This window comes from Psychrobacter sp., assembly GCF_036731945.1.
In the GTDB taxonomy this organism is placed as follows: Bacteria; Pseudomonadota; Gammaproteobacteria; order Pseudomonadales; family Moraxellaceae; genus Psychrobacter.
The window spans coordinates 11,467-16,526 of the sequence record NZ_DAINDI010000033.1 but is presented as its reverse complement, the minus strand read 5'-3'; the positions used below and the strand labels follow the sequence as shown (position 1 = coordinate 16,526).

The 5,060-nt window shown below is 44.9% G+C and carries 4 protein-coding genes; all 4 read right to left on the bottom strand.

Annotated features, from left to right (window positions below; translation table 11 throughout):
* A partial coding sequence (locus tag V7D75_RS08315) for an ABC transporter permease (RefSeq protein ID WP_333614187.1) occupies positions 1-766 on the bottom strand: 766 nt, incomplete at its 3' end.
* 230 nt (positions 767-996) lie between these two features.
* Positions 997-2,637 (bottom strand): ABC transporter substrate-binding protein, encoded by a 1,641-nt coding sequence (locus V7D75_RS08310; protein WP_333614186.1) that lies wholly within the window; start codon positions 2,635-2,637, stop codon positions 997-999.
* Between the two features lie 357 nt (positions 2,638-2,994).
* Positions 2,995-4,641 carry a GMC family oxidoreductase gene (locus V7D75_RS08305; protein ID WP_333614185.1) on the bottom strand — a complete coding sequence of 549 codons (1,647 nt, stop codon included), beginning with the start codon at positions 4,639-4,641 and terminating at the stop codon, positions 2,995-2,997.
* Between the two features lie 230 nt (positions 4,642-4,871).
* The coding region (locus V7D75_RS08300) for a DUF779 domain-containing protein (RefSeq protein ID WP_333614184.1) at positions 4,872-5,060 on the bottom strand (189 nt) is incomplete at its 5' end.

Sequence of the window (5,060 nt, the reverse complement as noted above, 5' to 3'; positions counted from 1 at the left end):
GCATCACGTGTACCAATATTACGCGGCGCGGCGATAAACCTTTGGCGCGAGCCGTGCGTACATAGTCTTCATCCAATACCTCTAGCATCGCCGAGCGTGTCATGCGCGCAATCATCGCCAGTGGAATGGTCGATAAGGCAATAGAAGGCAAAATAAAGTGTTTTACCACGTTCCAAAATGCGCCAGGCTCACCGGATGTTAAAGAGCCCAATAACCAAGAGCCATAGAGTGGATGGACATCCAAAAACTGCGCGACAGAAATAACACCGGCGACGGGCAAAAGGTTTAAATAATGGGCAAAGATACCGGTTAGGATAGGCCCTAATAAATAAATAGGCATCGAGTATCCCGCCAGTGCTCCTGACATCAAGGTGTAATCAATCCATGTGCCACGGCGCAGCGCTGCAAAAATACCTAAGCTGACACCGACGACACTCGCAATGATAATCGCGCATACCGCAAGCTCTAGTGTTGGGACAAAATGGGCAAAGAAATCTTGTAATACAGGGGCGCGCGTACGAAAAGAGGCCCCAAAGTCACCGGTCAATATACCGGTTAAATAATCCCAATATTGGACGATGAGGGGCTTATCCAATCCAAGTCTTTCCAAAGCGCGGGCATGTAGCTCTGGATCGACCATACGTTCACCCATCATAATCTCGACGGCATCTCCAGGGACGAGACGAATCAGAGTAAAGGTAGATAGCGTTAAGCCAATATAGACAGGAATTAAAATCGCAATTCGACGCAGAATATAAAGTAGCATGGGCTGCTCAATAGTTGTGGTTCAAAAATTATAAATCGAATAGTAAAACATTAGCAGTGATAAGAAGGTCCGTGACAAAATGTTTAACTTTAACAAGGTCTTTAACACAGTGCTTAACAAGACGCTTGATTCATAGAAATTCGGCTGGAACAAACAAAACGTCTGACCAGCCGAATATGAAATATGAATTAAATAACCGTGCCTGTCATACCGGACTTTATTGGCTGATGCTATTCAACTTTCACACCATCGAAGCGTATGGCACCAAGCGGGCTAATTTTATAATCGACAACGTTTGGTGCGGTGAATACGGTCACGACCGAATGCGCCATTGTCGTCCAAGGCAGCTGCTCTTTGAATATCTGCTGAGCTTTTACATAATCATCGACACGCTCATCTTGGTTGGTAATCTGACGGGCACTGGTCACTAAATTGTCAAAATCTTTATTACACCAGCGCGAGTAGTTATTACCACCGACCGCGTCACAAGATAATAGCGAACCAAGCCAGTTATCAGGATCGCCATTGTCACCGGTCCAACCAGCCAAAATCACATCAGGTTCGCCTTTAGCGGCGCGTTTTAGATACTCGCCCCACTCATAAGTGACCAGCTTGGTATCGACGCCAATCTTCGCCCAATCTGCTTGTAGCATTTCCGCCATGAGCTTGGCATTGGGGTTATAAGGGCGCTGAACCGGCATATACCACAGGTTGATAGAAAGGTTATCCGCGCCTGCTTCTTTGATAAGGGCTTTGGCTTTTTCGACATCATAAGGCGCATCTTTAATCGATTTATCGTAACCCCATTGGGTAGGTGGCATAGGATTGGTTGCTTTTAGTCCTTCACTTTGATAAACCGCATTAATAATAGCGTCTTTGTTGATGGCCATATCTAACGCTTGACGAACTTTAAGATCGCTAAGCTTTGGTTTTTCAACGTTGTAGCCGACATAGCCGACGTTAAAACCGGGTTGATCGAGAACCGTGGCTTTGCCGGATTTTTTGACAGATTCAATTTCGGCAGGTTTTGGATAAGCAGACACATGACATTCACCAGCCTGCACCTTTTGCGCGCGCACAGCCGAGTCCTTGGTGATGACGAATACTAAATTGTCGATATGAATATCATCTTTATTCCAATAATCTGGGTTTTTGGTATAGCGAATCTGTGCGTCTTTTTGATAGGAGGTAAAAACGAAAGGACCGGTACCAACTGGTTTGGTATTAATATCAGCTGCGTTACCAGCAGCCATTAATTGGTCAGCGTATTCAGCAGAATCAATGTAAGCAAAGGCCATCGCTAGGTTTTGTAAAAATGGCGCGTTGGTTTCGCTTAGGGTGACTTTGACGGTATTGTCGTCAACTTTTTCAATATTAGAAATAAGATCAGGCAACCCCATGCCGACCGAATACGGGAATTCGGCAGGGTAGGCTTTGTTAAATTCAAATTCTGGATTGGTGAGACGTTCTAGGGTAAAGACAACGTCGTCAGCGTTAAAATCGCGGGTCGGGGTAAAGTAATCGGTTTTACCAAATTTGACGCCTTTACGTAGATTAAAGGTGTAAGTTTTGCCATCTTCACTGATATCCCAACTTTCAGCCAATGCTGGCTGAATCTCAGTGCCGTCTCTTTTAAATTCTACTAAAGCGTTGTAAATAGGGTAGGCGCTGGCGTCAAAATCCGTACCTGCCGTATATTGAGCTGGGTCGAAACCAGCAGGGCTGCCTTCAGAGCAATAAAGCAAGGTTTTTGCACCTTTGGCGTCTGAGCTAGCAGCAGAGTCATCGGTGGTTTTGTTGTCGCCGCTACAGGCACTGATACCCAAGATAACGGTCGCTAACAGGGTCAGTTTGAAGAGTGATTTTTGCATTCTTACATCCTATGTAATGATAAGTAGTCGCCAATATGTCTATAGGTTTATAAATGAATCCTATAATCAGCGAGCTGCTAATTCCTTTTAAAGTGTTTATAAATAAAGTATTTATACTATGCAAAAAGAAAATGAGTCAGAGATTTTTAACTCAAATTCTAGGCTGCGATAAATAGCGATATAAATAAGTGGTTTAAATATACTACCTTACACAGTTGTAACGCAAGGTATCAATATATTTAATTTGATAGAAAATGTCCCGTTTTAATATCCGTATTTTTGAATGTAAGCGCTATTTTGCGATAGGCAATATTATGAGATAAAAGCGACTACCGTAAAATATTTTACTTACTTGTTCTATGATGCGATTTGCTCAGCGTCATGATGTTTTGCTTTAATCAAATCTGCCATTTTTTCGGCAATCATAATGGTTGGTGCATTGGTATTGGCGCTTATCAAGGTCGGCATCACAGACGCATCAATAACGCGTAATCCATTGACGCCGCGCACTTTTAACTCTAAGTCGACCACAGACTTATCGTCTGAGCCCATACGGCACGTACCGACTGGATGATAGATAGTATCTGATTTATTACGAATATAGCCAAGCATGCCGTCTTTTTCGATATAAGGGGCAGGGTAGTCTTCGGTGATATATTTGGCGATGGGTGCTTCTTGCATGATGGCGCGCGTACGCTCAGCGCCTGCGACCATATACTCTACGTCTTTAGGATGGGAGAGGAAGTTTGGATCAATCAATACGCACTCTGAGGGGTCAGCTGACGCAAGCCGAACCGTACCGCGACTTTCAGGGCGCAAGTAGCAGGCGTGACAAGAAACAGCAAAACCGCGCCTAAGGTCACGTCCGTGCTCAATCACCCGCGAGATGACAAAATGCAGCTGGGTATTTGGCCATTCTTTTGGGGCGTCACCAACGCTAAAGAACGCGCCTGCTTCGGCGTAGTTGCTAGACAGCAATCCTGTGCCATCTTTTCTCCATTGGCGAATGCTTTTAGACAAGGTTGAGAGCGTTGCCATACCAATACCGATCACATCGGTGGTATTGACCTCGTAATCAAATACCACGTCTAAATGGTCTTGTAGGTTACCGCCAACCTCGGGCGCATCGACTAAGACATCGATACTGTGCTCCTGCAGGTGCTCAGCAGGACCAATGCCAGATAGCATCAAAACTTTCGGCGAACCAAAAGCGCCACCTGACAAAATGACTTCCTGACGTGCCATCACCGTATGCTCGACACCATCTTTTTCATAAGCAACGCCAACGGCTTGTTTGTCTTCAAAAATAATGCGGTTGGCTTGTGCATGGGTAATGACGGTTAAATTTGGACGACTTTTTTGTACGGGGTGCAAGTAAGCCGCAGCGGCAGAGCAGCGTTGACCTTGCTTTTCACCATGGAAATGGGTGACTTGATACAGTCCTGCGCCGTCTTGTTTTTTACTATTAAAATCAGCATTTTTATCTAAACCATTAGCGACGGCCGCTTCTACAAATGCTTTAGAGATTTCACGCGGGCTTAATAAATCGCTGACATGTAAAGGGCCGCTATCGCCGTGCAGTTCATCCGCGCCGTGGACATTATTTTCGGCTTTTATAAAGTAGGGTAGCACATCGTCAAATCCCCAACCTTCGCAGCCTTGCTCAACCCAGCGCTCATAATCAAGCGCGCTACCACGAGTATAAATCATTGCATTAATCGCAGAGGAGCCGCCCAAGCATTGACCGCGCGGTTGAAAGCCGCGTCGATTATTAAGATGGGTTTGGGGAGTAGTATGAAAGCACCAATTGTTTGATTTTAGCGGTTTGCCTGGTACTAAAAGGATTAAACCTGCCGGTACGCGAATCGCAAGGTCTTTGCCTTCACCGCCGTACTCTAACAGACACACACTGATATCGGGATTTTCTGTTAAGCGGCTGGCAAGGACGCAGCCTGCAGAACCACCGCCCACGATGACGTAGTCAAATTTTGGATCAACTTCCATGTTATCTTCCTTTTAGCATCCATGCTTATTAAGACGAGCTCGTTACAACCAGCTGATTAAAATGGCTTCTCCTTACAGTATCTATTATTTTGCCAAAATAATGCAATAAAAATGACTGAGGCGTGTTATTCGTCCATAAGACTTTGAATATATAGTGCTAAGACATGGTGCTTAAATGTTTAAGCTAAGATTATGCCCTTTGATATAAAGTTATATCTATCAACTCTGCTTTATAATTCACATATCTCAGAGCGCACAATAAAGCGTTTGCCTTCGGGGATTTCTAATGAAAAACTGGCCCCGCGTCCATTGACCACATCAATGGTTAAGTCGGTATGTTGCCAGAGCTTGTACTGCGCTTTACCCATATAAAAAGGGCAGCCAGCCAGCTCGCCAACCAAGACATCTTGTCCGCCGAC

What these genes read in the sequence shown, in the direction of transcription:
- V7D75_RS08310 (WP_333614186.1), bottom strand. Translation starts at nt 2,637, where the DNA reads ATGCAAAAATCACTCTTCAAACTGACCCTGTTAGCGACCGTTATCTTG.
- V7D75_RS08305 (WP_333614185.1), bottom strand. Translation starts at nt 4,641, where the DNA reads ATGGAAGTTGATCCAAAATTTGACTACGTCATCGTGGGCGGTGGTTCT.